Source organism: Microbispora sp. H10670, from assembly GCF_014161385.1.
In the GTDB taxonomy this organism is placed as follows: Bacteria; Actinomycetota; Actinomycetes; order Streptosporangiales; family Streptosporangiaceae; genus Microbispora; species Microbispora triticiradicis.
On the sequence record NZ_JABBWW010000028.1, the window covers coordinates 28870 to 55158 of the forward strand.

The 26289-nt window shown below is 72.8% G+C and carries 24 protein-coding genes; 11 read left to right on the forward strand and 13 right to left on the reverse strand.

Translation table 11 applies throughout. The annotated features are described in order from the left end of the window. Nucleotides 1–93 precede the first annotated feature (93 nt). On the reverse strand, nucleotides 94–1323 hold the full coding sequence (locus tag HHX33_RS36655; protein WP_182877391.1) for a PucR family transcriptional regulator: 1230 nt from the start codon (nucleotides 1321–1323) through the stop codon (nucleotides 94–96). A gap of 83 nt (nucleotides 1324–1406) precedes the next feature. Between HHX33_RS36655 and HHX33_RS29060 the strand changes: the two genes are divergently transcribed. The 5 genes from HHX33_RS29060 to HHX33_RS29080 all read left to right on the forward strand — a co-directional run bounded on the left by HHX33_RS29060 (nucleotide 1407) and on the right by HHX33_RS29080 (nucleotide 5324). Further along, nucleotides 1407–2318, forward strand: a complete 912-nt coding sequence (locus HHX33_RS29060; RefSeq protein ID WP_117409389.1) for a proline dehydrogenase family protein — start codon at nucleotides 1407–1409, stop codon at nucleotides 2316–2318. After that, nucleotides 2318–3991, forward strand: coding sequence for an L-glutamate gamma-semialdehyde dehydrogenase (gene pruA, locus HHX33_RS29065; protein ID WP_182877433.1), 1674 nt, complete (start codon nucleotides 2318–2320; stop codon nucleotides 3989–3991). Before HHX33_RS29060 ends, pruA begins: the two co-directional genes overlap by 1 nt. Before the next feature lie 112 nt (nucleotides 3992–4103). After that, the gene (locus tag HHX33_RS29070) at nucleotides 4104–4391 is read left to right on the forward strand and encodes a type II toxin-antitoxin system Phd/YefM family antitoxin (RefSeq protein ID WP_182877392.1); all 288 of its coding nucleotides are present in this window, start codon (nucleotides 4104–4106) and stop codon (nucleotides 4389–4391) included. After that, nucleotides 4388–4660 (forward strand): type II toxin-antitoxin system RelE family toxin, encoded by a 273-nt coding sequence (locus HHX33_RS37475; RefSeq protein WP_182877393.1) that lies wholly within the window; start codon nucleotides 4388–4390, stop codon nucleotides 4658–4660. The genes HHX33_RS29070 and HHX33_RS37475 overlap by 4 nt, the downstream gene beginning before the upstream one ends. 94 nt (nucleotides 4661–4754) lie before the next feature. Next, entirely contained in the window at nucleotides 4755–5324 is a 570-nt protein-coding gene (locus tag HHX33_RS29080) for a hypothetical protein (RefSeq protein WP_182877394.1), read from the forward strand. A 4-nt stretch (nucleotides 5325–5328) separates the two neighbouring features. Here the strand turns inward: HHX33_RS29080 and HHX33_RS29085 are convergent, their stop codons facing one another. The 3 genes from HHX33_RS29085 to HHX33_RS29095 are packed head-to-tail and all read right to left on the reverse strand — an operon-like array spanning nucleotide 5329 to nucleotide 7937. After that, nucleotides 5329–6378: a hypothetical protein gene (locus HHX33_RS29085; RefSeq protein WP_182877395.1), complete on the reverse strand. Its 1050-nt coding sequence runs from the start codon at nucleotides 6376–6378 to the stop codon at nucleotides 5329–5331. A 35-nt stretch (nucleotides 6379–6413) separates the two neighbouring features. Continuing rightward, entirely contained in the window at nucleotides 6414–7145 is a 732-nt protein-coding gene (locus HHX33_RS29090) for a SpoIIE family protein phosphatase (protein WP_182877396.1), read from the reverse strand. Then, nucleotides 7146–7937: an alpha/beta fold hydrolase gene (locus tag HHX33_RS29095; RefSeq protein WP_182877397.1), complete on the reverse strand. Its 792-nt coding sequence runs from the start codon at nucleotides 7935–7937 to the stop codon at nucleotides 7146–7148. It lies immediately after the preceding gene. A 103-nt stretch (nucleotides 7938–8040) separates the two neighbouring features. Between HHX33_RS29095 and HHX33_RS29100 the strand changes: the two genes are divergently transcribed. Both HHX33_RS29100 and HHX33_RS29105 read left to right on the forward strand, forming a co-directional pair. Continuing rightward, nucleotides 8041–8490: a DUF4383 domain-containing protein gene (locus tag HHX33_RS29100; RefSeq protein WP_182877398.1), complete on the forward strand. Its 450-nt coding sequence runs from the start codon at nucleotides 8041–8043 to the stop codon at nucleotides 8488–8490. 72 nt (nucleotides 8491–8562) lie between these two features. Further along, the gene (locus tag HHX33_RS29105) at nucleotides 8563–8979 is read left to right on the forward strand and encodes a CBS domain-containing protein (protein ID WP_117409384.1); all 417 of its coding nucleotides are present in this window, start codon (nucleotides 8563–8565) and stop codon (nucleotides 8977–8979) included. A gap of 120 nt (nucleotides 8980–9099) precedes the next feature. Here HHX33_RS29105 and HHX33_RS29110 read toward each other — a convergent pair whose 3' ends face one another. The 3 genes from HHX33_RS29110 to HHX33_RS29120 all read right to left on the reverse strand — a co-directional run bounded on the left by HHX33_RS29110 (nucleotide 9100) and on the right by HHX33_RS29120 (nucleotide 13383). Further along, nucleotides 9100–10200 (reverse strand): ROK family protein, encoded by a 1101-nt coding sequence (locus tag HHX33_RS29110; protein WP_244302276.1) that lies wholly within the window; start codon nucleotides 10198–10200, stop codon nucleotides 9100–9102. A 193-nt stretch (nucleotides 10201–10393) separates the two neighbouring features. Further along, nucleotides 10394–10915, reverse strand: coding sequence for a hypothetical protein (locus HHX33_RS29115; protein ID WP_182877399.1), 522 nt, complete (start codon nucleotides 10913–10915; stop codon nucleotides 10394–10396). Between the two features lie 74 nt (nucleotides 10916–10989). Then, nucleotides 10990–13383: a ThuA domain-containing protein gene (locus tag HHX33_RS29120; protein ID WP_182877400.1), complete on the reverse strand. Its 2394-nt coding sequence runs from the start codon at nucleotides 13381–13383 to the stop codon at nucleotides 10990–10992. Nucleotides 13384–13749: 366 nt separating this feature from the next. On the opposite strand from HHX33_RS29120, the gene HHX33_RS29125 reads away from it, so the two are divergent. The 3 genes from HHX33_RS29125 to HHX33_RS29135 are packed head-to-tail and all read left to right on the forward strand — an operon-like array spanning nucleotide 13750 to nucleotide 15465. Next, on the forward strand, nucleotides 13750–14160 hold the full coding sequence (locus tag HHX33_RS29125) for a hypothetical protein (RefSeq protein ID WP_182877401.1): 411 nt from the start codon (nucleotides 13750–13752) through the stop codon (nucleotides 14158–14160). Nucleotides 14161–14182: 22 nt separating this feature from the next. After that, nucleotides 14183–14653 carry a DUF6789 family protein gene (locus tag HHX33_RS29130; protein ID WP_182877402.1) on the forward strand — a complete coding sequence of 157 codons (471 nt, stop codon included), beginning with the start codon at nucleotides 14183–14185 and terminating at the stop codon, nucleotides 14651–14653. Beyond that, a complete protein-coding gene (locus HHX33_RS29135; RefSeq protein WP_182877403.1) occupies nucleotides 14650–15465 on the forward strand; it encodes an SDR family NAD(P)-dependent oxidoreductase in 816 nt (271 codons plus the stop codon). The genes HHX33_RS29130 and HHX33_RS29135 overlap by 4 nt, the downstream gene beginning before the upstream one ends. Nucleotides 15466–15601: 136 nt before the next feature. Here HHX33_RS29135 and HHX33_RS29140 read toward each other — a convergent pair whose 3' ends face one another. Continuing rightward, on the reverse strand, nucleotides 15602–16474 hold the full coding sequence (locus tag HHX33_RS29140; protein ID WP_182877404.1) for an LLM class F420-dependent oxidoreductase: 873 nt from the start codon (nucleotides 16472–16474) through the stop codon (nucleotides 15602–15604). Nucleotides 16475–16575: 101 nt separating this feature from the next. Then, nucleotides 16576–17001, reverse strand: a complete 426-nt coding sequence (locus HHX33_RS29145) for a PPOX class F420-dependent oxidoreductase (protein WP_182877405.1) — start codon at nucleotides 16999–17001, stop codon at nucleotides 16576–16578. A gap of 532 nt (nucleotides 17002–17533) precedes the next feature. On the opposite strand from HHX33_RS29145, the gene HHX33_RS29150 reads away from it, so the two are divergent. Further along, complete coding sequence (locus tag HHX33_RS29150; RefSeq protein WP_182877406.1) at nucleotides 17534–19765, forward strand: M4 family metallopeptidase; 2232 nt, start codon at nucleotides 17534–17536, stop codon at nucleotides 19763–19765. Nucleotides 19766–19872: 107 nt separating this feature from the next. On the opposite strand, the gene HHX33_RS29155 is transcribed toward HHX33_RS29150, so the two are convergent. From HHX33_RS29155 to HHX33_RS29170, 4 genes are all read right to left on the reverse strand, one after another. Next, the gene (locus HHX33_RS29155) at nucleotides 19873–22689 is read right to left on the reverse strand and encodes an ATP-binding protein (protein ID WP_182877407.1); all 2817 of its coding nucleotides are present in this window, start codon (nucleotides 22687–22689) and stop codon (nucleotides 19873–19875) included. 163 nt (nucleotides 22690–22852) lie between these two features. Continuing rightward, nucleotides 22853–23590, reverse strand: a complete 738-nt coding sequence (locus HHX33_RS29160) for a lysophospholipid acyltransferase family protein (protein ID WP_182877408.1) — start codon at nucleotides 23588–23590, stop codon at nucleotides 22853–22855. Between the two features lie 77 nt (nucleotides 23591–23667). Then, nucleotides 23668–25434, reverse strand: a complete 1767-nt coding sequence (locus HHX33_RS37480) for a thiamine pyrophosphate-binding protein (protein ID WP_182877409.1) — start codon at nucleotides 25432–25434, stop codon at nucleotides 23668–23670. Further along, a complete protein-coding gene (locus HHX33_RS29170) occupies nucleotides 25431–26204 on the reverse strand; it encodes a cyclase family protein (RefSeq protein ID WP_182877410.1) in 774 nt (257 codons plus the stop codon). Before HHX33_RS29170 ends, HHX33_RS37480 begins: the two co-directional genes overlap by 4 nt. Between the last annotated feature and the right edge of the window lie 85 nt (nucleotides 26205–26289).

The window sequence follows — 26289 nt, forward strand, 5'->3', positions numbered from 1 at the left end:
GGGACCGGAGGCGCCGCGCGGGACCGGTGGTGCGACGTGCGGACGTGACGTGGAACGGCCGGCGCGACGGCAGGACGCGGCGGTGCGGGCGGGTCAGCCGCCGCCGAGGAGGGCGGCGGCCTTCAGCGACAGGTGGAGCAGCAGGCGGTCCTCCCCGTCGGCGAGGTCGAGCCCGGTGAGGTGGCTCGCCTTGTCGAGCCGGTAGTACAGCGTCTGCCGGTGCACGCCGAGCGCGGCCGCCGTCTCACCGGCGTGGCCCGCGTGGTCGAGGTACGCCTCGACGCTGGCCGCGATCCGGGGCGTGAGGGCGGCCGACTCGGCGGCGAGGCCGGCGAGGTCGCGCGGGGACAGCCGGACCAGCAGACGGTAGACGCCGAGCGTGGCCCAGTCGGCGACCGGGGCGTGCCGCTCGGCGTGCTCGGCCACCCGCAGGGCCAGCAAAGCCTCGCGCCAGCTCTCCCACGCCTCGCGAGGGTCGTCGCGGGGGCCTCCGATCCCGGCGGCGAGGCCGTACAGGCCGTGCAACAGCCCCGCGACCCGGGCCGCCTGCGCGGCGGGCGCGAGGATCGCGAGGACCGCCCCGCCCATGCCCGGCACGCCCGCCCCCGACACGCCCGGCCCCCGCACAGGCGACCCGAACACGGCCGCCCCCGGTTCGCCCGTTCCCACCCCGCCCGTCTCGGGCCCACCGATCTCCGGCCCGCCTGTCCCGAACGCGCCCACCCCGAGTTCCCCTGTTCCGGGCCCACCTGTTCCGGGCTCGATCACGTCGGGGTCGGCGAGCACGCCGCGCGGCAGCGTCCGCGGCAGGGTGGGCGGCAGGCCCGCGTCCTGCGCCGGAGTCCGGACCGCGACGGCCGTCACCGGCCCCTCGGCCACCACCCCGGCGGCGGCGCGGGCCGCGGGGTCGGCGGAGAAGAACTGGCGCAGCGGGGCGTACCGGCCCCGGGCCTGCGCCGCCAGCAGCGCGGCCACCCGGCCGACCAGGGGCCCGACGGCGGCCAGCCGCTCGTCGGTGAGCTCTCCCGACTCCAGCGCCCACAGGTATCCGTACGTCACCCCGTCGTGCCGCAGCGGCACGCACACCCGGCCGAGCACGCCGGGCAGCCCGGGGATCCGCACCGGCCCGGTCGCCGTCGCGATGCCGTACGCCTCGAAGTGGGCGCGCACCTCGTCGGAAGCGCGCCTGCGCAGGATCGACTCCTGCCGGACGCTGTCGATGTCCCCGCTCTGCGCGCCGTACGCCAGGAGGTTGAACGATCGGTCCTCAAGCGTCACCGACGCGCCGAGCAGCCGGGAGATCTCATCGACGATGTCTTGCATGCTGACATTGTTGTGCATTTGTCCAAGAATGCTGTGGCGGATGTCCGTGGAACTTTGGTGACGTGCGGATTTAGCCTGTGGCCATGCTCGGTTCCCTGCTTCTCGCGGGCTCACGCAGCCCGCTCGCCCGCCGGGCCGTGTCGGGCCTCCCGCTCACGCGCAAGGTCGTCGACCGCTTCGTGGCCGGGGAGTCCGCCACGGACGCCGTCGAGGCGGCGCGCCGCCTGACCGGTTCGGGGCTCTCCGTCACCATCGACCATCTGGGCGAGGAGGTCCGCGACTCCGGGGCCGCCGTCGCCGCCGCCAAGGCCTACGTCTCGCTGCTGGAGGCGCTGCGGCCGCTCGGCCTCGGCGACCGCGCCGAGGCGTCGGTCAAGCTGTCGGCCGTCGGGCAGGCCCTCGATCCCGGCCTGGCCCTGGAGAACGCGCGGCAGATCTGCGCCGCGGCGCGGGAGTGCGGCTCCACCGTCACCCTGGACATGGAGGACCACACCACCGTCGACGCGACGCTCGGCGCGCTGCGCACGCTGCGGGAGGACTTCCCGGAGACGGGCGTCGCGATCCAGGCGTACCTGTTCCGCAGCGAGGCCGACTGCCGCGACCTCGCCGGGTCGCGGGTGCGCCTGGTGAAGGGCGCCTACGCCGAACCCGCCTCCGTGGCCCACCAGCGCAGGACCGACGTGGACCGCGCGTACGTGCGGTGCCTGCGGGTGCTGATGGCGGGCAGCGGTTATCCCATGGTGGCCACGCACGACGACCGGCTGATGGCGATCGCCGAGTCGCTGGCGGTGAGCGCCGGGCGCGGACCGGATGACTACGAGTTCCAGATGCTCTACGGCATCCGGGCCGACAGGCAGGCGGCGCTGGCCGCGGCCGGGTCGCGGGTGCGCGTCTACGTCCCCTATGGCGACGACTGGTACGGCTACTTCATGCGCCGCCTCGCCGAGCGCCCGGCCAACGTCGCCTTCTTCCTTCGCGCTCTGAGGGGTGGATGATGGATTCGATCACCGAGGTCCCGGTGCCGGCGAACGAGCCGGTGCACGGGTACGGGCCCGGCAGCGCCGAGCGCACTGCCCTGGAGACCCGGATCAAGGAGCTGGCCGGGGCGTCCCTCGACCTCACGATGACGATCGGCGGCGAGCGGCGCATGGCCGGCGGCGCCCCCATCGACGTCGTGCAGCCGCACAACCACGCAGCCGTGCTCGGCCGTACGGCCGACGCGACCGCGGCCGACGTCCGGGCGGCGGTGGACGCGGCGCTGGAGGCGGCGCCGCGCTGGCGGGCCCTGCCGTTCGAGGAGCGCGCGGCGGTCTTCCTGCGGGCCGCCGAGCTGCTGAGCGGCCCGTGGCGGGCCACGCTGAACGCGTCGACCATCCTCGGCCAGTCGAAGTCGGCGCAGCAGGCCGAGATCGACGCCGCCTGCGAGCTGATCGACTTCTTCCGGTTCAACGTCTCCTACGCCCGCCGGCTGCTCGCCGAGCAGCCGCAGTCGTCGCCGGGGGTGTGGAACCGGATGGAGTACCGCCCGCTGGAGGGCTTCGTCCTGGCGATCACGCCGTTCAACTTCACCTCCATCGCGGCCAACCTGCCGGCCGCGGCGGCGCTGATGGGCAACGTGGTGGTGTGGAAGCCGTCCCCGACGCAGCAGTTCTCGGCGCACTTCACGATGCGGCTGCTGGAGGCGGCCGGGCTGCCGCCCGGTGTGATCAACATGGTCACGGGCAACGGCGCGGCCGTGTCCGAGGTCGCGCTGCCGCACCCGGAGCTGGCCGGGATCCACTTCACCGGGTCGACGGCCACCTTCCAGCACCTGTGGCGCACGGTCGGGGAGAACATCGCGGGCTACCGCGGCTACCCGCGGCTCGTCGGCGAGACGGGCGGCAAGGACTTCGTCCTCGCCCACCCCTCCGCGGAGCCCGGGGCGCTGGCGACCGCGCTGCTGCGGGGGGCGTTCGAGTACCAGGGCCAGAAGTGCTCGGCGGCGTCCCGGGCGTACGTGCCGCGCTCGCTGTGGGCGCGCATGCGTGACGACTTCGTCTCGGCCGCCGAGTCGCTCACCGTCGGCGACGTGTCGGGCGACCTGTCCACGTTCATGGGCGCGGTGATCGACGCGCGGGCGTTCGCCAAGCACCGCGAGGCGATCGACCGGGCTCGCTCGACGGACTCGATCAAGGTCCTGACCGGCTCCTACGACGACTCGGCCGGCTACTTCGTGCGGCCGGCGGTGCTGGAGTGCGCCGACCCGGCCGACGAGGTCTTCGTGAAGGAGTACTTCGGCCCGATCCTCGCCGTCCACGTCTACGACGACGCCGCCTACGACGCCATGCTCGACCAGATGGAGAGTGCCAGCCCGTACGCGCTGACGGGGTCGGTCATCGCCCAGGACCGGTACGCCGTGGAGGCGGCCACGGAGCGGCTGCGCTTCGCGGCGGGCAACTTCTACGTCAACGACAAGCCCACCGGGGCGGTCGTCGGGCAGCAGCCCTTCGGCGGGGCCAGGGCCTCGGGCACCAACGACAAGGCGGGCTCGATCTTCAACCTGATCCGGTGGGTCAACGTCCGCACGGTCAAGGAGACCTTCGTACCGCCGGTGGTCGGCGGGCCGTACCGGGGTGACGTGCCGCAGGGCGGCTGGCAGCAGCCCGACCTGGGCACCCTCGGTTACTGACCGCGCCCCCTCCCCCGCCGCCGCTACAAAGCCGGCGGGGGATAAGGGCCCCCTGAGTGCGTGCTTGGCCCGTATTCTGGCCAGGATTTCGGCCAAAGGCTAGCATTGTCCTATGGAGATAATCCCGATCAGTGAAGCGAAGGACCGGCTGACCGAACTGGCCGACCGGGCGGCCCGGGAGCACGACCACTTCACTCTCACCAGGAACGGCAGGCCGCACGCGATGATCGTGTCCGTGGCCGAATGGGAGTCCTTGCAGGAGACCCTGGAGATCCTCGCCGATCCCCAGATTCGCGCCGACCTGGTCGAGGCGAAGGCCGCTGAGGCGCGAGGCGACGTGACGACCGAGGAAGAGATGTCCGCCGTCCTCGCGGCTCGCCTCGGACGGGCGAGCGCGTGAGCGACCGCTACAACGTCCTCCTCACTCCACCGGCCCGCCGGGCTCTCGCCGCGGGTCTTCCGGAGGAAGTGGCGGCCGCGGCGTGGGAACTCATCACCGGTGCGATAGCCCGAGAGCCGTGGCGAGTGGGCAAGCCCTTGCAGGAGCCGTACGAGGGCCTGCTCGTCGCCCGGCGCGGAACCTACCGCGTGGTTTACCGCATCGACGAGGACAAGCGCACGGTGACCGTCCAGTCGATCAGGCGCCGCCGGGACGCCTACCGCTTCTGAGCGGCGCTGCCGGAGATTGGGTGTTTCGGGAGGTAGGAGGCGCGTTTTCGGGTACCGAGGGCGAAAGACGCTCCGCGAGCGAGCCGAGGTCGACATGCGTAGGTTCCTGGCAGCTCTTCTCATCGGGGCCGCGACCCTGACAGCCGCCTGCTCCGACATCAAGCAGGACTGGTACACCCAGACGATTCCGCAGAACGAGGGGGCGAACGCCAACCTGCGCGGTCTGCTGCTCCGCAACGCGTTCGTCATCGGCCCGCAGACACCGGCCTCGCCCGGCGCCGACATGCCGATGTACCTGATGCTGCTGAACGAGAGCGGGCGCTCCGACCGGCTCGTGTCAGTGGACACCGGCGGCGTCTTCCGGGAGGCCCGCCTGCCGGCCGGCGGCCTGGAGATCCCCGGCGGGAGGTACGTCGGCGGCACGGCGCTCCCCCAGGTGCTGCTCGCCGGCCTCACCCGCCCGCTGACCGCCGGCACCGCGATCCCCGTCACGTTCCGCTTCCAGAACGGAGGCGAGACGCGGGTGAACGTACCGATCCTGCCGCCGGGACAGTGGAGGGCGACCTACTCCCCCTGGCCCGGAGTGCCGGAGCCGTCGCCCGCCCCCTCGCCCACCCGCTCGCCGACCCCTCTGCCCACGGGCGCGCCGCCCACGTCGGGCTGACCGGTCAGCGGATCGCCGGATTCGCGACGATGATCTCCTCGGCGACGGCGCGCAGGCGGGGGAGGTAGGCCGTCACCTCACGGGCCCGGTGCCGAAGCGCGTCAGGCGACCCGGCGCCCAGGTCGGCCGCGAGGTCCGCGAACCCCGCCGCGTGCCCCGTCTCCTCCGGCGCGTCCACCGCGAGGATCTTCAGGCACCGGGCGTACGTCGCGGCGATCCAGAAGACGGCCTCGCGGTGCAGCCTCCGCAGGAGGAGGTCGCGGCTGCCGTCGACGGCCACCGGCCGGGCCGCCCCGGTGATGTCGGAGGAGAAGGGGAACGGCGTGCGGGCCACGGCCGCCGCCGCGTCGAACGCGCTCGTCATCGAGGCGAGGTGGCCGCCGATCCGCTCGCGGGTCAGGTGCGCGCAGCCGAGCAGGCCCAGCAGTTCCTCGTAGACCTCCATCCGGCCGTACTCTCGGAGCAGGTCGCGGACGGCCGGGTAGCGCAGCCGTACGGTGGGGTTGCGCAGACCGGCGGTGAGAAGCACGTGCGTCGTGATCCCGGCGGGGAACAGCCAGGCCGTGACCTGGTCGTGGAACGGCCGGTCCGGGTCGAGCGACGCGAGGCCGCCGGTGATCCTGCGCTCGGCGTCCTCGCACCGCAGGCGGACCCACCGCCGTTCGGCGAAGCCGGCCGACACGGCGGCCCGGAGGCGGGCCAGCCGTCCGGTCGGGTCGGCGATCAGGGTCGCGGGGTCGTCGGCGCGGAAGGCGCCCGCCAGGTGGCAGGAGGCCAGCACGTCCGGCGCCGAGGCGATCTGGTTCCAGGACAGGTACGTGACCTCCACGAGCACCCCCTCGAACGCGATCTTCCCGAGCTTGGGGGGCGCGACGGGATCGGTGACGACCACCGTCACGTCGACGTCCGACGTGGGCGGCAGCAGCGCGCCGGGGTCCGCCCAGGCGGCCGACCCGGTCAGGAAGGCCCCGGCGAAGTTCGCGGCGGAGGCGGCCTCGGCGGCGACCCATCGGGCCGCGGCGGCCCGCGCCTCCCGGACCCGTGTCCCTCGCATGAGCCACAGTGAACCACAGGGACGGACGGCCGGGATCAGATGGGGATCTTGAGCACGATGACGGCGATGTCGTCGCGGGGCAGCCCGGACTGGAAGGCGACGGCCTCGTTCACGATCGCCTCGGCGATTCCCGCCGCCCCCATCGCGCGGGAGGCGCCGAGCAGGCGCCGCAGCCGTTCCTCGCCGTACATCTCCTTGTCCCTGCGTCCCTCGACGACGCCGTCGGTGTAGAAGAGGACCGCGTCGCCGGGGGCGAGGTCGACGTCGACGTCGGTCAGCCTGACCCTGGGCAGCAGGCCGAGGACGTTGCCGGGCCGCCCGATCTCACCGACCGCGTCCCCGCTCGCCCACAGCGGGTACGGGTGACCGGCCAGGGAGACGGTCAGCCGGAAGTGATGGCCGACGGGCGCGAGCCGGCCGTACACGGCCGTCACGAACCGGCCCGCCCGCTCGCGCAGCAGGGTCCGGTTGAGCGCGGACAGCACCGGCAGCCGGGTGCCGTCGGCGCGGCGCACGTCGACCGCGATCTCGCGGACGACCGACTGCATCGCGAGCAGCGGGGAGAAGTGGGTCTCGTAGAAGATGCGGTCGCCGACGGCCAGCAGGTTCTGGATCCGCATGCCGCCGGTCAGCTCACCGGGGTCGTATCCGGTGAGCTCCAGCAGCGTCCGGTTGACCCGGATGATCGTCCCGTCGGGGAGGATGGACAGGTATCCGCACGGCGCGTGCTCGTAGAGCTCCTCGAAGTCGTCCTCGACGCCGCTCACCTAGACGAAGGCCTTGATGGCCGCGATGGTCTCGCCGGGCGCGCTCAGGTTGGGGCAGTGCCCGGTCGCCCGCATGAGCACCAGCTCGCTGCCGGGGATCGACTCGTGGACGAACCTGCCCACCTCCACCGGGGCGATCACGTCCTGGGCGCACTGCAGGATCAGGCAGCGCACCGGCACCCGGGACAGGTCGGCGCGGTTGTCGGACATGAACGTCACCGTCGCGAACCGCCTGGCGATCTCCGGATCGGTCCGGCAGAAGCTGTTGGTCAGCTCGGCCCCCAGCTCGGGACGGTCGGGGTTGCCCATGATCACCGGAGCCATGGCGCCGGACCAGCCGAGGTAGTTGCTGTCGAGGGACTCCAGCAGTTCCTCGATGTCGGCCGCGCTGAAGCCGCCGACGTAGCCCTCGTCGTCGATGTAGCGGGGTGAGGGCCCGACCATCACCAGCGCCCCGAAGCGCGCCGGCTCCCTGATGGCAGCCAGCGCGCCGATCATCGCGCTCACCGAATGGCCGACGAAGACCGCGTCGGTCAGGCCGAGCTCGGCACAGACGTCCAGGACGTCCTGCGCGTACCCCTGGAGGGAGGAGTAACGCTCGGGCGAGTAGGCCGACAGGTCGGAGTCGCCCGAGCCCACGTAGTCGAACAGGACGATCCGGTAGTCGTCCTCGAAGGCGGGGGCGACCAGCCGCCACATGTTCTGGTCGCATCCGAACCCGTGGGCGAAGACCATCGGCCGCCCGTCGGGCCGACCGGTCACTCGCACGTTGTTGCGCACCATCACACTCATGACGCGCCAGCAAACCAATCCCGTCATGGGCGATTCGGGGGCGGCCGTGTACGTGGCGCGGTCACGGGTAGGCGGCGTGAATCCCCTAGGCAACGGAGGCGTCATGGACACCATCTCCTCCAGGACCACCGCACGCACGCCCGTGCAGACGGCCGCCCTGGTCGTGGGCGTCGTGTTCCTCCTGGTCGGCGTCCTGGGCTTCATCCCCGGGATCACCCGGAACGTGGACCAGCTGCAGTTCGCCGGGCACCACTCCGACGCCATGCTGCTCGGCGTCTTCGAGGTGTCGATCCTGCACAACATCGTGCACCTGCTGTTCGGCGTGGCCGGTGTGACGCTGGCCCGCACCTGGGCGGGCGCCCGCTCCTACCTGATCGGCGGCGGCGCCGTCTACCTGGTGCTGTGGCTGTACGGCCTGCTGGTGGGCCACGACAGCGCGGCCAACTTCGTCCCGGTCAACAACGCCGACAACTGGCTGCACCTGTTCCTCGGCCTCGGAATGGCCGCCCTCGGCTTCCTGCTGACCCGCCGCGCGGTCCACGACCGCATCTGAGCATCGCTCCGCGGCCGGCCTCCCGGCCGCACCCGACACCGCACCCGACACACACGGAAGAGAGGAGAAGGCATGACGACCGCTCGCGACATCATGACTCCCTGGGCGGAGTTCGTGCGCGCCGACGAGACCGTCTACGACGCCGCCGAGAAGATGGCCCGCCTCGACGTGGGCTCGCTGCCTATCTGCGGCACCGACGACCGGCTCAAGGGCGTGCTGACCGACCGCGACATCGTCGTGAAGGTGCTGGCCCGGGGCAAGGACCCCAAGTCGTGCCAGGCCGGTGATCTCGCCCAGGGCGAGGCCGTCACGATCGGCGCCGACGACGACGCGGCGGAGATCCTCGACACGATGGCCTCGCACAAGGTCCGCCGCCTGCCCGTCATCGACGGCAACAAGCTGGTGGGCATCATCGCGCTGGCCGACGTGGCCCGCGCCCTGCCCGACGTGCCCGTCGGCGACCTCGTCGACGCGATCAGCACCGACTGACGCAGGCCGCCGTACGGCGGACGATCGCGAGCCCCGGCTCTGTGAGCCGGGGCTCCGCGTGTCCGGCACGCCTCCGGCCCGCCCGCGACCGAACGGCGCGCCGAGGGAGAGATCGGTGGCTCAGCGGGGCACGCCGTACGCCTCGTCGCTCACGAGCCTGGCCGCGCCGATGACCGCGGCGTGCTCGCCCACGTCGCTCAGCACGATGGGCAGGTTCTTCGTCGCCAGGGGCAGCGAGCGCCGGTAGATGACGCTCCGGATCTCGGCGAGCAGGACGTGGCCCAGCACGGCGAGCCCGCCGCCCAGCACGATGAGGCTCGGGTTGAAGAACGACACCAGGCCCGACAGCACCTCGCCCACGCGCCGTCCGCCGGTGCGCACCAGCTGGAGGGACGTCGCGTCGCCAGCCGCGACCGCCTCGGCCACCGCGGCGGCGTTCAGCGTCCCGTCACGTTCGAGAAGCTCCCCGAGCATGGGCGAACGCCCCGACCTGACCGCTTCGAGGGCGTCGCGGGCCAGCGCCTCGCCGCCGAAGGTCGCCTCCAGGCATCCGCTGTTGCCGCACGCGCAGACCGCGTCGGAGTCGGCGACCTGGATATGCCCGATGTCTCCCGCGCAGCCGTCCATGCCGCGATAGAGCTCGCCTTTCGCCACGATTCCGCACCCGACGCCGGCGCCGATTTTGACGAACAGGAAGTTCTCGACCGTGCGCGCCGCGCCCGCGTGTTGTTCGCCGAGTGCCATGACATTGACGTCGTTGTCCAGCACGACCGGGCATTCGAACCACCGGCCGAGAAGATCGCGAACGGGGTATCCGTCCCATCCCGGCATGACCGGCGTCGCCACGGTGATTCCGCGGCGGAAGTCGACCGGGCAGGGGACGCCGACTCCGACTCCGAGCGGCCGGTCCACTCCCGCCTTGGCGAGCAGCCCGCGAGCGCGCTCCGCCGCGAGTTCGAGCACCGGTTCGGGACCTTGGCGCACGTCGCACTCAGTGCGTTCGAACGCGACGATCCGCAGCCTGCCGTCGGTGATCGCGACGGACACCGCGCCGGTGTCCACGGCGATCGCGACGAATCTGATGTCGCCCGCGATATCGATGACGGTCGAACGCCGCCCTCCGCGGGATGCGGCCGGGCCGATTTCGGCAATAAGGCCCATGGCCGTCAGCCGGCCGAGTTCCGCCCCCATCGTCGTACGTGACACTTCGAAGTGGTCCACCAGCTCAATGCGGGATCGAGGACCGGCATCACGTAATCGCGTGAGTATTCTGGCCTGCAGTTTCGTTTCGGGGCGGCCTGGGACCGATGTATCCACCCGATAAGTTTCTCACCAGGCGCGCGTGGCTTGTCACTCGGCGGGAACGGGAATTCGCGCGTCAATGCGTGACGCGGGACCCATTCCGGCGTGATCGTCAGCCCGCCTCGCCGTGCTCGGCGACCTGGCCGAAGGTCCTGTCGCGGGCCAGGTCCGACAGTCGCACCGTGTCCACTCCGTCGCAGACCAGTTCGGTCGAGGCGATCGCGGCCCGCACCGCGGGCGTGTCCGGCCCCGGCAGGGCCACGGTCGCGGTCTGCAGGTACGTCCACTCACGCAGCGCCTTCAGCGACGCCTCGGGCAGCCGGGCCGAGTAATCGATCACCAGGGCGTCGTCCTTGACGAGCAGGTGATCGAGGCTCGTCCTGGTGGGGATGTCCTCGTCGGACGGTTCGTAGAAGGACTTGGCCGGATGGGTCCAGGAGGTCACCTCGCCGGGGGCCGTCCGCGGCCGCAGGTCGCACGTCACCGGAGACCCCGCCGTGCCGGCCGCGGGCCCGCTCGCGGCACCGGCCGCGGACGCGTCGGCGGAGGGGGCGGCGGAGGTGGCGCCTCCGCACCCGGCGCAGAACGCGAGCGACGTCACGGCGAGTGCGACCCGGGTGAGGGCCTGGCGCATGGATCACTCCTGGTTCTCGTCGGAAAGGCGCCGGTGGCCCGGGCGCGTCGCGCGCCCGGGCCACCGGGAGGGGGTCAGCGCCCGCTGACCTTGAGGGAGGCCGAGCGGGAGACGACCTCGCCGGTCGGGTCGGTGATGCGGACCCGGTACTCGGAGTCCGCGACCTCCGGCGCCGCCGTGACGGCGATGGCGAAGGACGTCTCGCCGGTCATGTTGGTCCAGTCGGCCGAGCCCGGCGACTTCACCTGCCACTGGTAGGCGACGTTCCGGCCCTCGGCCGGCGCGGAGAAGACCGCGAGCTCGCCGGCGCCCACGGCCGTCGTCTTCGGCTGGGACACGAAGCCCAGGTGGACGCTCTTGCCGTCGAGGGTCCTCATCCAGGTGACGAGCTCGTGGGCCCGGTCCCGGAGCACGCTGTGCGCGCGCCCGCCCTGGCTGGAGTCGATCAGCCGGCGGAGGGTGGTCGCCTGCGTGAGCGCGTCGGCGTAGTCCTTCACCAGGTAGGCGTCGTACGACGCGGTGAGCGCCTGGTTCAGGTCGGCGGCCAGACCGGCGTCGATGGAACCGTCCGCGGTGCCGGCGGCGACGAGCTTGCGCACTTCGTCGTGGCTGACGCAGTTCGCCTCGGTCCGGCCCGCGGCCCACTTGATGCCCTCGAGCATGTTCTTCTGGAACAGCGGGTCGAGGGTGTTCTGCCAGTTGTGGAGGAGCGCCTGGGTGAAGGAGCGCCCGCCGTCGTAGTTCTGGCACCAGGAGATCGGGTGGTCGGCGCCCTCGACCCGGCCCGCGCTGGCGCCGATGCTGCCGACGTACGTCGACTCGTTCAGTGTCTGCAGGACGTGCGTCTTCTGGCGCGGCAGGCCGACCCAGTTGTAGAGCTCGTCGACGATCTTCAGCCGCTCCGGGAACTGACTGGTGGCCGGGTTGGTGTCGTCCTCGGTCACCAGCTCGCCGATGTTGCAGGCTCCGCAGGTGTTCTGGAGACCGCTGCCGTTGGAGCCGTGGTTGTCGAACTCGCCGCCGGCCAGGCCCTTGTACCAGTCCCACCCGTGCATGGAGTCGGTGGCGCCGTGCAGCGCGACGAAGCCGCCGCCCTGGTTGACGAACTGCTTGAGCACGGCCTGCTCGTCGACCTTGACGTTCGGGTCCGCCTGAGTGGGACGGGCCGTGGAGAACACGCCGTTGCCGACGCTGGAGACGCCGATGACCACGTCGTACTTCGACAGGCGCTCGATGCTCTCGAACGGGTTCGGCACCGACACGTCGGGGCTGAGGTAGTCGTAGACGTCGACGTCGAAGTTGTTGGCCCGGCCCATGTCCTGGATCACGGCCATGGTCAGCGGGATGTGCTCGTGCCGGAAGGCGCCCGGCTGGTTGCCGAAGAGGAGAACCCGGAACTTCGGCTTCTTGTTGACCACGGACGCGGTCGGGAGCCGGAAGGGGGCGCGCTCCATGCCCGGCGCCGCGCTCACGGTGACGCCGGTGGCGACGTCGGGGTGCTTGACCCCGCGCAGTTCCTCCACCAGGTAGGCGGCGTCCTTCACGAGGGAGTCGCGCATGTAGCCCTCGGGCACGACCTGAGCGGCCAGCGCGCCGAAGCTCGTCAGGGCGGACACCGCGGCGTCGCCGCCGGCGTCGGCCTGGGCGAGCAGCGCGAGCAGGCGGTCGCCGTTCGACGCCGAGACCTTGCCGGCGGAGACGTACCGCTGGACCAGGGCCCGGACGTCCCCGACCGAGGTGGTGATCTGGAAGGTCAGGGTGTACTTCGCGCCGTTGCCGGCGGCGTCTCCGAGCGCGACCGCCCAGGTGTGCACGCCGACGGACAGGGTGGCCGGGTCGAGCGGCAGGGGGTAGGCCCACTTGCCGTCGATCCACATGTCCCGCACCGCGGCGCCACCCGACCCGGGGGTGGGGTCGGTGCGCGTCGGGGTGATGGAGGCGGCGGCCGCGCTGTGCGCCACCTTGCCGCCGGAGACGCCCGGCCAGGCCGCGACCGGCGGCTTGGTGTCGATCCGCACGCTGATCGTCTTGGCCGCCGAGGCGTTGCCGGCGGCGTCGACCGCGACGTAGCGGACCGTGCTGTTGCGGTCGCCCTTGACGACGTAGGTGGCCGTGCCACGGTTGCCGCTACGCACAGCCGGCACGGTGACGGCGGCGTCCGTGCCCACCGTCACGACGAACGACGCGACGGCGTCGTCGTCGGTCGCGGACAGGTTCAGCGTCACCTCGTCGTTGATGAACCAGCCACCGGCGCCGGTGGTGGTCGACGGGGTGTAGGCGGTGTTCGTCGCGCCGTTGTAGTTCGGCTCGGCGATCGGCGACAACGTGGCCGTGTCGAGGACGGGCGCCGCTCCGGACTCCGCGGCGGCGGCGGGGCCCGTGGAGCCGAGCACCAGGGCCGGCACCGCAAGCGCAGCGGTGGCGAGGGCCGCTCGCGACCGCAGTCCGGATCGTGTGCGTGAGGACATGTCACTCCTATGTCGGGACAGAAGCGCATCGCGCCTTCGGACGCCGACCCCACGAGCGCCGACCCGGTGAGGTGGTGATCTACGGTTAACGCGACGACTCTCGGAAGTGTGAGCTGCGCCTCACATCTTTGTCAATAACATGTCCTAACTTTCGACGATTTCGAGGAAAGTAACGAGTGCCAGTGAAATAGTTCATTGGAACGTGTCAAATCTCTCCTCCTGCGCCGAACGGAAGAGGCCCCGGGACCCCGATCGGTGGCGAGCCGACTCCTGTTTGAGGCTGCCCATGGGGGTATGTCGGCTCTGCGGCGAGGACCGCGGCAGGTGTCCGGCCCGCCGGCCCTGGCACGACGCGGGGGGGAAGTGATGACCGACGACACCGGCGCGGGCACGCCGCGCCGTTTCACGTTCGACTTCGATCCCCGGTTCGCTCCCCTGCTGTCCGTCGTGGGCGTCCGCCCGGAGACCGCCGGGGTCCTGGTGGGTCCCGGCACACTGCGCGTGCGCTTCGGGCCCTGGGTGGTCGAGACCCCGCTGGCCAACGTCGCGGGCGTGGAGACCACCGGGCCCTACTCGCCGCTGCGGGTGATCGGGGTCCACATGTCGCTCGCCGACCGCGGGCTCAGCTTCGGCACGAACGCCCGCCGGGGCCTGTGCGTGCGGTTCCACGAGCCGATCCGCGGCGGCGAGCCGTCCGGGCTGCTGCGCCACCCCGGGCTGACGGTGACGGTCGACGACCCCGAAGCGCTGGCGGACCGGCTCTCCCAGCGCCTGTGACACAACCCCGGAAGGAGACTCCGTGATCCGCCGACTCGTCCGGGGCGCCGCCGCCGGCGCGCTGTCCACGCTCACCATGAGCGCGGTCATGCTCGCCGGGCAGCGCGCCGGGCTCATGCCGGGGCAGCCGCCCCGGCACATCGTCAGGGCGGCCCTGCCGGGCCACCGGCACCGGCCCAAACGCGGGGAGAAAGCCCTCGGCGCCCTCGCGCACCTGGGCTTCGGCGCCGCCACCGGCGCGGCGTTCGGCCTGCTGACCGGGAACCGGAGGCCCACGGTGCGGCTCGGGGTGGGCTACGCCCTGCTGGTCTGGCTGGGCGCCTACCAGGGCTGGGTGCCCGCGCTGAACATCCTGCCGCCGGCCTCGCACGACCCCGCGCCCGGCCGTCCGGCCGTCATGGCCGCGGCCCATGTCGTGTACGGCGCCACGCTCGCGCTCGCGGTCGACGCCATGTGCCGGGCGGGCGGAACAGCAACCGAGGAGGACAGATGACGACGCCGGACAGGCAGCTCGCACTCGTGACGGGCGCCTCCAGTGGCATCGGATACGAGCTCGCCAGGCAGTTCGCCCAGCACGGCTTCGACGTGGTGGTCACCGCGGAGGACGAGGAGCTGGCGAGCGCCGCCGAGTCCCTGCGGGAGTACGGCGGGCAGGTGGTCGCGGTACGCGCCGACCTCACGCGGTACGACGAGGTCGAGCGGCTGTGGACGGAGACCGTCGCGGTCGGGCGTCCCCTCGACGCCGTGGCGGTCAACGCGGGCGTCGGGGTGGGCGGCGAGTTCGCCCGAGGCACCTCGCTGGAGGCCGAGCTCGGGCTCATCGAGCTGAACGTCGTCTCCTCGGTCCACCTGGCCAAGCGCGCCGTCGCCGCCATGACCTCCCGGGGCGCGGGGAGGATCCTGTTCACCTCCTCGATCGCCGCGCTCATGCCGGGGCCGTTCGAGGCCGTGTACGCGGCCAGCAAGGCGTTCCTCCACTCGTTCGCGGAGGCGCTGCGGAGCGAGCTGAGGGACTCGGGCGTCACCGTCACCTCGCTCATGCCGGGACCGACGGACACCGAGTTCTTCGAGCGGGCGGGGATGCAGGACACGAAGGTGGGCGCGGGCCCGAAGGACGACCCGGCCGAGGTCGCCAGGCAGGGCTTCGACGCGCTGATGAAGGGCGACGACAAGGTCATCGCCGGTTCGTTCACGAACAAGGTCCAGGGCGTGGCGAGCAGGATCGCCCCCGACCGGGCCAAGGCCGCCATGCACCGCCGCATGGCCGAGCCCGGCACGGGCGACGCGTCTGGGGACGAGGAGTAGAGGACCCCGGGGCGCGGTGAGGCCGCGGTGCGGGATCGGACGTTCCGTCCCGGCACCGCGGCCTCACGGCGTCTTCCACCACGCCTGCCGGCGTCGGTACGGGGTCCGTCCGGGGCGGCGGGGCCGGCGCTCCGCGTCAGAGGGCCGCGGCCACCGGGACGACCCGCTCGCCGAGGATCCGCAGCGGGTCCAGCCGGTGGACGTCCACGACCGCACCGAGCGCCTCGCTGAACCCGAGCTCGGCGAAACGCCCGAGGTCGTCGATGACGCGCTGGACGTTCTCCCCCTTCTCCCCCACGTCGTACCGGTAGTAGACGGTCTTGACGATCTCGTCGTAGTCGCGGCCCTCGGCGTCGCAGTGGGCCCGCAGCACGTCGAGCTTCCTGGCCAGGTCGGCGGTGGGGAACAGGTTGCACGCCTGGGCGTACCGCGCGACCAGGCGCAGGGTCTTCTTCTCGCCCCCGCCCCCGACGAGGATCGGCGGGTGCGGCCTCGACAACGCCTGGGGCGAGTTGAGCGGGCGCTCCAGCCGGTAGTGCCTGCCGTCGTAGGGCTTCTCGTCGCCGCCCCACATGCGCAGGCAGATCTGGATCGTCTCCTCCAGCCGTTCGAACCGCTCGGCCAGCGGCGGGAACGGCAGGCCCAGACCGCGCGACTCCTCCTCGTTCCAGGCCGCGCCGATGCCGAGCCAGGCCCGCCCGCCCGACAGCACGTCGAGCGTGGTGACGATCTTCGCGAGCAGCCCGGGCTCGCGGTACACGGTCCCGGTGACGAGCGTCAGCAGCTTGGCCCGGGACGTGTGCCCGGCCAGGTAGCCGAGCGTCGTGTAGGCCTCCAGCATGTCGTGCTCGGCCGGCCCGACGACGCCGATCTGGAAGAAGTGGTCCATCACCGCGACGGTGGCGAAGCCCGCGTCGTCGGCCGTCCTGGCGATCTCGGCCAGGTCCGTGCCCAGGGTCGCGGGACCCCCGGGGTAGGTGAAATCAGGGATCTGCAGTCCGATCTTCACAAGCACCTCCTGTTACATGCTTACACCGATACGCCGCAGGGCGCGCCGGAAGCGGCGGCGGTGCGTCGCGCGTGGTCGGGTAAGCGCTGGTGCCAGGAGGGTCAGGCCGTCATCTCCTTGTACGCGACGACCTTGCGCACGCTCAGGCGCACGAGGACGGCGCCGGGGACGCTGTAGCGCTCGCCGAGCTCCTCCGCCTGCTCCTTGCCCACGTAACGGCCGCCGATCTCGGCCGCCCACCGCCGCACCTCGTCCAGGTCGTCCGACAGCGACGCCTCGCCCTCGAACATCACGAACGAGTACGGCGGACGCTGGTCGTCCACGCAGAGGGTGGCCCGGGGGTCGCGGCGCAGTTCCCTGGCCTTGACGCTGCTCTCGTGGGTGGTGAAGACCACGTCGCCGCCGTCCAGGGTGAACCAGACGGGGGTCGCGTGCGGACGCCCGTCCAGCCTGGTGATCGCGAGCGTGCCCGTGCGCGTCTCCGCCGTCGCGAACTCGCGCCACTCCGCCTCGGTCATCTGGTCCATGGTCCGAAAGTAACGTCCGCCGGGCCGTCCGGGTATCAGCGCGCTCTCACCGCACGGCGGCCCTCTCACGGACCCGTCTCGCCGCACCGTGCCCACTCACCGCACCATGCTCACCCCTTTCCCGGCTTTCCGTATATGTACGGATACTTCTACGGATATTCAGGCGCTGATCACGGCTCTAGCGTCACGGCAGAGGCCGCCACCCCCCAGCCGGACCCCGGCCCACCACCACGGACCACCGCCCGGACCGACACCAGGGACCGACACCAGGGACCACCGCCCCGGACCACCGCCCCGGACCGCCACTCCGGCCGCGACGACAGAGCAAGGAGCACCGTGACGTGACCTCTTCCTAGGTCCCGGATGACGCGGGCGGGCCATCCTCGCCCCGGCTCCCCGGAACCACGCGTTTCTCTCCTCACCCCCCGAATCCCACCGTGTCCGCCGCCCGGCCTCTCCCCCGGCGGCGCGACCGCCGTCGCCCGCCCACCCAAGCGGACGCGGCGTGGGAGGCAGAGAAAGGACGACGCCCATGAGGCGTGGAGCACTGCTCGCAACGGCCGCCGCGCTGGCCCTGACCGGCCTGGCCGCCCCCACGACCGAAGCCGCCGCCAAACCCCCTCCAGGCAGCCAGGAGCAGGTGCGGTCCGCCGCCGCCGACCCGGCGCAGCGCGCCGCGGCCGCGGCCGACCAGGCCGTCGCGAGCGGCCTGGACGACCTGCGCGTGACCCCCAACGAGAGCTATCGGCGCAGCGCCGTGACGGCGGGCGCCGGCGGCATGTACTACGTCAGCTACGAGCGCACCTACAAGGGCCTCCCGATGGTGGGCGGCGACGCGGTCGTGGTCGCCGACGGCAACGGACGCGTCCGCGACACCACGGCGGCCTCCGGCGCCACGACCCTGGGTGTGCCGACCTCGCCGTCGGTGAGCGCCGAGAGCGCCACGGAGAAGGCGAAGACCGTGCTGACCCGGGTCGACGACAGCGCCGCCCCGCGCCTGGTGGTCCTCGCCTGGGGCCACAAGCCGCGCCTGGCCTGGGAGGCCGTGGTCTCCGGCCTCGCGTCCGGCCGGCCGAGCATCCAGCACGTGTTCGTCGACGCGGCCACCGGTGAGATCGCCGACTCCTACGACCAGGTCAGGGAGGGCAGCGGCACCGGTTACTACTACGGCGCGGTGACCATCAACACCAGCGGCTCCGGCACGTCGTACTCGATGACCGACTCCACCCGCAGCGGCCTCAAGTGCGGCGGGCAGAACGGGTCGGCCTACACCGGCACCGACGACGCGTGGGGCACCGGCAGCGGGACGAACCTGGAGACCGCCTGCGTGGACGCGTTGTACGCCGTCCAGCGCGAGTGGGACATGCTCTCCAGCTGGCTCGGCCGCAACGGCATCAACGGCAGCGGCGGCGGCTTCCCCACCCGTGTGGGCCTGTCCGACGTGAACGCGTACTGGAACGGCAGCTACACCAACTTCGGCCACTCGCAGGACAACGCCCGCCAGGCCACCTCGATCGACGTGGTGGCGCACGAGTTCGGCCACGCCATCTTCCAGACCACCCCGGGCGGCGCCGGTTCCGGCAACGAGAACGGCGGCATCAACGAGGCCACGGGCGACATCTTCGGCGCCCTCACCGAGGCGTACGCCAACAATCCGAACGACGCGCCGGACTACCAGGTGGGCGAGCTGGTCAACCTCGTCGGCAGCGGGCCGATCCGGTACATGTACAACCCCTCGCTCGCCGGCGACCCCAACTGCTACTCCTCCTCGATCCCCAGCACCGAGGTGCACGCCGCGGCCGGCCCGCTGAACCACTGGTTCTACCTGCTCGCCGAGGGCTCCTCGCCGGGCGGCGGCAAGCCGAACAGCCCGATCTGCTCCGGCGGCCCCTCGTCGGTGACCGGCATCTCCATCCAGAAGGCCGGCAAGATCTACATGGGCGCGCTGCAGCGCAAGACCTCGACCTGGAAGTACGCGGGCATCCGGTCGGCGTCGCTGGCGGCGGCGGTCGAGCTGTACGGCGCGAGCAGCGCCGAGTGCGCGGCCACCAAGGCGGCCTGGAACGCGGTCGGCGTCCCGGTGCAGTCGGGCGAGCCGAGCTGCAGCGCCTCGGGCAACGACTTCTCCCTGTCGCTCAGCCCCACCGCGGGCACCGTGACCGCCGGCCAGTCGGCCACCACGACCGTCTCGACGTCGACCACCTCGGGTAGCGCGCAGACCGTCGCCCTCACCGCCTCCGGGCTTCCGTCCGGGGCGACCGCGTCCTTCAGCCCGTCCTCGGTGACCTCGGGCGGCTCCTCCACCCTGACCATCGCCACCAGCGCGTCGACGCCCGGCGGCACCTATCCGGTGACGATCACGGGCACCGGCTCGTCGGGCGGCCACACCGCGACGTACACCCTCACCGTGTCGGGCACCTCCGGCGGACGCACGTTCACCAACGGCACGGACTACACCATCAACGACCTCACGACGATCACCAGCCCGGTCACGTCGAACGCGAGCGGTAACGCGGTGTCCCCGGTCCAGCTCAGCGTGACCATCTCGCACACCTGCGCCGAGGACCTGCGGATCAGGCTCCAGGGCCCGAACGGCACCTGGTACACCGTCAAGTCGAGCGGCGGCGTCAGCTGCACGTCGTTCGGCACCCGCACCTACTCGGTCGCGGTCACCCAGCCCGCGGCGGGCACCTGGACCCTGGAGGTCAGGGACCAGTACACCCTCGACACGGGTTATCTCGACTCGTGGAGCATCACCGTCTGAGCGACGGCCATGAGGACCCCCGGGACCGGCTCCACCGGTCCCGGGGGTTCCCGCGTTCCGTGGCCTCGACGGCGGGTCTCGCGCGGTTCGTGCCGGGCCGGACGTGGTCAGGCGGGCGGCGCGATCTGGGTCCGCGAGCGGACGCCGAGCTTGCGCAGCACGGTGGCGACGTGGGTCTCCACCGTGCGCGTCGACAGGAAGAGCACATCGGCGATCTCCCGGTTGGTCCGGCCGAGCGCGACGAGCCGGGCCACCTCCTTCTCCCGCTGCGACAGCCCACCGGCCTTCCTCCCCCGCCCGCCCGGCAGCCGGACCTCCACGCCGATCTCGCGCAGCAGCCGCCGGCAGCGGGCGGCGTCGTGCGTCGCGCCGAGGCGGGCGTACCGCTCGGCCGTCTCCCTGAGCGCGGGGGTGGCGACTCCGTCCCCGAGGGCGAGCCGGGCCCGCGCCTCGCCCTCCGCCGCCCGCGCCGCGGCGTACGGCTGCGGCAGGACCCCGTACGCCCGGCGGGCACGGGCGAACAGGCCGGCGGCGTCGGCGTGCCGGCCCTCCGCCGACGCGAGCGCGGCCAGCGCGGCGTCGAGCGCGGCGTGCGCGGCGGGGGCGACCCGGCCCGCGATTCCTCCGGCGTACTCGGTCGCCAGGTCGTGCGCCGCGCGCAGCCGGCCGGCCGCGGCGAACGCGGTCACGGCGGACGGCACCAGGGTCGCACCCCACACCCACACGCCCTTGCGGCGCAGCCGGACGACCGCCCGCTCGGCCTCCGTCACCGCGGCGTCCACCCTGCCGCGGGCGAGGTGCAGCTCGACGAGGCCACCGGCGGCGGCCGCCACGACCGGGGCGTGCCGCGACTCCGGCGCGTCCAGCCCCGCGTTGTGGAAGTGCTTGAGTGCCTCCTCCCACTCGCCCGTCGCCAGGGCGAGCAGGCCGAGCACCAGCCAGAGGTCCACCGCGATCAGCGGGGTCTCGGTGGCCAGCTCCCCCAGGGACGCCGCCCGGTCGCGGAGCCCGTCCCAGCGTCCAGTGAGCCACTCCCTGCGGATCGTGGAGGCCTCGACGAGATAGGCGGGATACTGCGCGCCGGTCTCCAGCGCGAGCCGCCGGCCCTCCCGGGCGAACCGCTCGGCCGCACCGTAGAGCCCCAGCGTGGTCGCCGAGTCGTGCAGGTTGCAGAACGCCCGGGCGGCCTCCCGCCGCACCTCCGTGACGGGGTCGGCGACCGGAAGCCGGGCGGCGACGGCGAAGGCGTCGGCGGACCCGATCGTCATCTCGAAGGAGGCCCGGTTGGCCAGCACCGCCGCCGCGAGCTCCGGGTTGTCGGCGGCGGCGACGAGCGCCTCGGCGCGGGCCATCCATCCCGCGTGCTCCGACACCGGTTCGTCGCCCCACTCCGGCATCGCCAGGCTGGCCCAGCCGCGCGCCGCCAGCGTCGGGCGGTCGCTCAGCTCGGCGAGGGCGGCCGTCATCTCCGGCCGCCCGGCGGCGACGTCGCCGGCCTGGTTGGACAGCACCAGGCCGAGGTTCAGACGCACCTCGCCGCGTACGTCGCCGGACAGGAACTCGCCGCGCAGCAGGTGACGGAGCAGCCGTACCACCCGCTGGTGTGACAGGCCGGTCGCGGCGAGCCGGCTCAGCATGAGGGCGAGCGGGCCGCGGGCCGGGGCGGGCAGGCCGGGATCGTCGAGCATCCCCTCGATGACCTCCACGGCCAGGGCGGTGTCGCCGAGCGCGGCGGCCTGCCGGGCGGCGGCCGTGCCGTGGCCGATCCAGGCCGCGGTGTCCCCGGCGTGCCGGGCGTGGAACGCGAGCTGCACCAGCGGCGGCGACTCCATCGCCCCGAGCGCGGTCATCGCCCGGTCGTGCGCCGACCTGCGGTCGGGGCCGGGAACGGCGTCGTAGACGGCCTGCTGGGCCAGCGCGTGGCGGAAGCCGTACCGGCCGCCGGGGTGCTCGTGCAGCACCCCGGCGCGCAGCGCCTCGCCCAGCCCGGCGGAGTCGCCGCTCACCGCCGCGATCAGATGCTCGTCCGCGGGGAGCCCCAGCACCGCCGCCGCCTGCACCGCGCCCACCGCCGCCGGGGACAGGCAGGCCATCCGCTCCGCCATGGCCTCACGCAGCAGCAGCGGCACACCGGCACGTTCCAGGGCGTCGGGCTCCTCGACGCCGGGCAGCGAACGGACCATCTCCTCCACCACGAACGGGATGCCGGCCGTGCGCTCGTACAGCCGCGCGACGAACCCGGCCGGCAGGTCGGAGCGCTCCAGCAGCGCGCCGGCCAGGCTGCCCACGCCGGACACGTCCAGCGGGGTCAGCCGGACCGTCAGGTGCGCGGTGTCGGGCTGGTGCCGGTAGGCGAGGCCGAGCGGCGGCCCGGGCGGGCCGCCCTCATCGCGCCTGCGGGTCACCACGACCGCGAGTCCCTCGGGCGGCTGGCCGCTCAGGAACCGCAGCAGGTCGCGGGTGCCGTCGTCGGCCCAGTGCAGGTCCTCGATCACCAGTACGGCCGGTCCGACGGCCGTCAGCAGGGCGCGTATCCCCCGGAACACCCGGTGCCGTTCGGCCCGCGGATCGTTCAGCGGCTGCGGCGACGGCGGCAGCGCGCCGGCCAGCTCGGGCAGGTGCCCGCGCAGCGCCCCGGTGACCGGGTTGAGCCGGTGCGCCGCCGGGAGCCGTCCCCTGATGTCCCGCAGCGCCTCGAAGACCGGCCCGTACGGGAAGGGCTCGCGGATCTGGTGGCAGTAGCCGAGCAGGACGGCGCGGTCGCCGCGCGGGAGCCGATCCAGCGCGGCGCGGACGAGCCGGGTCTTGCCGATGCCCGCCTCGCCCTCCACCAGGACCACCGCGGGCGGGCGGGCCATCGCGTCGATCAGGGTCGCCAGCTCGGGTGCGCGCCCGACCAGCGGGGACGAGGGCACGATGCTCATGCACGGCTCCAAGGTGACGGTTGCGAGGCCCCCGAGCCAGTTATCCCCGCCCCTTGACCCATGGTCAAGCCTTGTACGTAACAGCCTTGTTGCGGAAGCGGTCATATCCCGCGCAGCGGTGTCACACCGGCGGGCGGGCCCGCCGGTGACGGCGAGCCTCGGGCTACCTCCGCCGCGAGCGGTCGGCCGCGTCGAGCGCGGCGGCCTCCTCGGGGGTGGGGGCGGTGCCGCCGAGATGGGCCGGCTGCCACCACACGCCCTCCGGCCGGTCGGGATAGGTCCGCTGGGCCTCGTCGAGCAGGTCCGCCATCCGCCGGCGCAGGTCCGCGGTGAGCCCGGCGATGTCGTCGCCGATGCCGGGGCGCAGGGGCTCGCCGACCAGGATCGTGATCGGGACGTGCCGCTGCAGCAGCCGGCGGGGCCGCCCCTTGGTCCACAGCCGCTGGCCGCCCCACAGGGCGACCGGGATCACCGGCACACCCGCCTCGGCCGCCATCCGGATCGGGCCGCTCTTGATCTCCTTGAGCGTGAACGACCGGCTGATCGTCGCCTCGGCGAAGTTGCCGACGATCTCGCCGTCCTTCAGGGCGCGTACGGCGGCGTCGTAGGCGCCCGCGCCGGCCGACCGGTCCACCGGGATGTGGTGCATGCCGCGCATCAGGGGACCCGACACGGGGTGCTCGAAGACCTCCTTCTTCGCCATGAACCGGACCAGCCGCCCGGCGGGGTGGGCCGCGAAGCCGGCGAAGACGAAGTCGAGGTAGCTGACGTGGTTGCTCACCAGGACCGCGCCGCCGCCGCGAGGGATCCGCTCCGTGCCCTCCATGTGGAACCTGAGGTCGAGCAGTCTGAAGGCGGTCAGGGCGGTCCGCAGAACCGGCGGGTACACGATCTCGGCCATGCCTGAAACCGTAACCTACTCAGGCGTAACTTCTACGGCCGCCCGTTCTCCTCGGACGTGTCACGCGGGACCGCGCCTCAGTGCCCGCGGAACGCCTCCTCCAGCCACCACGCGGGGGTGTCGGCGGTGACCTTCGCGTGGACGACGAGCGGCTTGTCGCGCGGGCCCTTCAGCCAGGCGGCGACGCCGGCCAGGTCCTCCTCCGTCCGCACGGTCACCGCCTCGCACCCGAAGCCCCGGCCGATCCCGGCGATGTCCACGGGCGGGAAGGTGACGACGCCGAGCGGGAGCCCGTGCGGGGCGAAGTGGTGCACCTCCGCGCCGTACTCCTCGTCGTCGTAGACGACGATCATCATCGGCAGGCCGAGCCGTACGACCGTCTCCAGTTCGGCGATGCCCATCAGGGCGCCGCCGTCGCCCAGCGCGGCGACCGTCACGCGGTCGGGCCGCGCGAGGGCCGCCCCGATCGCGGTGGCGAGGCCCAGCCCGATCGACTGGAACGCCTGCGTGAAGCAGAACGCGCTGCCGTCGGGCACGGTGAGGAACATCGAGGGATAGCCCATGAAGTTGCCCGAGTCGACGGCCACCAGGCGCTCCTCCGGGAGCAGGTCGTCGAGCCCGATCGTCAGCGTGCGGGGGTCGATGCGCCCCCCCGCGCTGGTGTCCTCGTACGGGACGTCGCGCCAGCGCCCTTCCCGGGCGATCCGTGCGGCGACCTCGGGGGTGCGGTAGCCGGACGCGGGCTCACCGCGGCCCCCGGGCCCGGCGAGCAGGGCGCCGACCGCCCGCGCGGTCTCACGGACGTCGCCGACGACGCCGAGGTCCACCTCGCGGTACACGCCGAGGGCGTCGGGGTCGAGGTCGACCTGGACCACCTTGGCCTCCGGCCCGATGAGCGTGCCGTGCCGGGTGGTCCACATGGTGAACGAGCACCCCCAGCCGACGACGAGGTCGGCCTCGCGGATCAGCTCGGCCGCGAGCGGGGTGGCGAACCCGCCGCTCACGTCGAGGTCCCAGGGGCTGCCGTGGAAGTGGCCCTTGGCGACCGCCGAGGTGGCGAACAGCGCGCCGACGTGCTCGCCGAGCGCCTCCAGTTCGCGGCGGGCGCCCCGCGCGCCCCGCCCGGCCACGAAGACCGGGCGTCTCGCCCCGGCCAGCAGCCGCGCGAACCGGGTGAGCGTGTCGGACGGCTCCGCCGCGAGCCCTTCCGGCTCCCCCTCCTCCGCCTCCGCGGCCGCCTCGGCGGGCGGCTCCAGGGGGAACGTGAGCCCCCAGGGCGCGGGGACGCGGCTCGCCACGCCGCGGTGCGCGCCGCCCCGGCCCGCCACCAGCTCGCGTACGGACCCGGCGACCTCTTCGGGAAGCTCCTCGGCCTGCACGTCCAGCGGCAGGTTGAGCACCACGGTGCGCCGCCCGAGCAGTGCGGCGAGGAAGGCCATCACGGTGTCGTCCACGACCGTCTCGGCCGACCCGATCCGGGCGCAGTGCGCGCCCACGGCCTCGGCGAGCGCGGTCTGGTCGATCCGGAAGTTGGAGGTGGGCGAGGTCACCTCCGGGGCGAGCACCAGCAGCGGCGTCCGGCTCTTGGCCGCCTCGGTGACGCCGGTCAGCGCGTTGGTCAGGCCCGGCCCCTGATGGACCGACACGACCGTGACCGTGCCGCTCATCCGCGCGTACGCGTCGGCCATCGTGGCGGCGCCGCACTCGTGCCGCGCCGCGACGTACCGCACGCCGTGCTCGGCGAGCGCGTTGGTGACGTGGAAGTTGCCGCTGCCGACGACGCCGAAGGCCGCCCTCACGCCGAGGGAGGCGAGGACCGCGCCGACGGCCTCCGCGACGTTCACCGCTCCACCAGCGCCAGCACGCGGACCGGACTGCCCGAGCCGCCGACGATCGGCAGCGGGCCCGCGATCACCACCGCGCCGACCGGCGGCAGCCGGTCGAGGTTGCGCAGCTGGGTCAGGCCGTACTTGCCCGCGCCGAGCAGGTACGAGTGACAGGGGAACGCGGGGTCGAAGGAGTACGCGGCGCCCGCGTCGGTGCCCACGGTCTCCACGCCGATGCCCGCGATCGGCGTCTCCTCGGCGAGGAACCGGGCGCAGTCGGCCGACATGCCGGGCGTGTGCGGGCCCGTCTCGTCGGCATTGAGGAACTCCCCCTGGTCGTGGGCGCGTACGTCCCAGCCGGTGCGGTAGAGCAGCCAGCCGCCGTCGGGCAGCGGGCCGTGCTCGGACTCCCACGCCTTGACGTGGTCGATCTCCAGCAGGAAGTCGGGGTTGTCCGCCGACTGAGCGCTGAAGTCCAGCACGACCGCGGGGGCGATCAGCCGGGCGGGGGCGACCTGCGACACGTCCTCGCCGTCACGCCCGGTCACCCAGTGGACCGGGGCGTCGAAGTGCGTGCCGGTGTGCTCGCCGGTCGTGAAGTTGTTCCAGTACCAGGCCGGGCCGCGGTCGTCGTACCGGCTGATCTCCTGGAGCGTGAACGGCACCGTCTGGCCGAACGGCTCCGGCAGGGCGAGGATCGGTGTCCGCTCGCTCAACGGCGCGGTGAGGTCCAGGACGTCGATCCCCCCTCCCCGGATGCCGTCCACCAGATCCCGCAACACCGACATTCCGCCTCCCCAACAGTCAGGACACCCCCTGCCGATCCTCCTACACCGCAACCCCCGAACGCCATATGACGCTCTTTACACAAGC

Bases quoted from the DNA above. Each gene is read 5' to 3' on its own strand.
- HHX33_RS29095 (WP_182877397.1), bottom strand. From the start codon at position 7,937: ATGAGTGTGATGGTGCGCAACAACGTGCGAGTGACCGGTCGGCCCGAC.
- HHX33_RS29070 (WP_182877392.1), top strand. From the start codon at position 4,104: ATGGAGATAATCCCGATCAGTGAAGCGAAGGACCGGCTGACCGAACTG.
- HHX33_RS29105 (WP_117409384.1), top strand. From the start codon at position 8,563: ATGACGACCGCTCGCGACATCATGACTCCCTGGGCGGAGTTCGTGCGC.
- HHX33_RS29060 (WP_117409389.1), top strand. From the start codon at position 1,407: ATGCTCGGTTCCCTGCTTCTCGCGGGCTCACGCAGCCCGCTCGCCCGC.
- HHX33_RS29080 (WP_182877394.1), top strand. From the start codon at position 4,755: ATGCGTAGGTTCCTGGCAGCTCTTCTCATCGGGGCCGCGACCCTGACA.
- HHX33_RS29170 (WP_182877410.1), bottom strand. From the start codon at position 26,204: ATGTCGGTGTTGCGGGATCTGGTGGACGGCATCCGGGGAGGGGGGATC.
- HHX33_RS29120 (WP_182877400.1), bottom strand. From the start codon at position 13,383: ATGTCCTCACGCACACGATCCGGACTGCGGTCGCGAGCGGCCCTCGCC.
- HHX33_RS29160 (WP_182877408.1), bottom strand. From the start codon at position 23,590: ATGGCCGAGATCGTGTACCCGCCGGTTCTGCGGACCGCCCTGACCGCC.
- HHX33_RS29155 (WP_182877407.1), bottom strand. From the start codon at position 22,689: ATGAGCATCGTGCCCTCGTCCCCGCTGGTCGGGCGCGCACCCGAGCTG.
- HHX33_RS29145 (WP_182877405.1), bottom strand. From the start codon at position 17,001: ATGGACCAGATGACCGAGGCGGAGTGGCGCGAGTTCGCGACGGCGGAG.
- pruA (WP_182877433.1), top strand. From the start codon at position 2,318: ATGGATTCGATCACCGAGGTCCCGGTGCCGGCGAACGAGCCGGTGCAC.
- HHX33_RS29115 (WP_182877399.1), bottom strand. From the start codon at position 10,915: ATGCGCCAGGCCCTCACCCGGGTCGCACTCGCCGTGACGTCGCTCGCG.
- HHX33_RS29085 (WP_182877395.1), bottom strand. From the start codon at position 6,378: ATGCGAGGGACACGGGTCCGGGAGGCGCGGGCCGCCGCGGCCCGATGG.
- HHX33_RS36655 (WP_182877391.1), bottom strand. From the start codon at position 1,323: ATGCAAGACATCGTCGATGAGATCTCCCGGCTGCTCGGCGCGTCGGTG.
- HHX33_RS29150 (WP_182877406.1), top strand. From the start codon at position 17,534: ATGAGGCGTGGAGCACTGCTCGCAACGGCCGCCGCGCTGGCCCTGACC.
- HHX33_RS29100 (WP_182877398.1), top strand. From the start codon at position 8,041: ATGGACACCATCTCCTCCAGGACCACCGCACGCACGCCCGTGCAGACG.
- HHX33_RS29135 (WP_182877403.1), top strand. From the start codon at position 14,650: ATGACGACGCCGGACAGGCAGCTCGCACTCGTGACGGGCGCCTCCAGT.
- HHX33_RS29125 (WP_182877401.1), top strand. From the start codon at position 13,750: ATGACCGACGACACCGGCGCGGGCACGCCGCGCCGTTTCACGTTCGAC.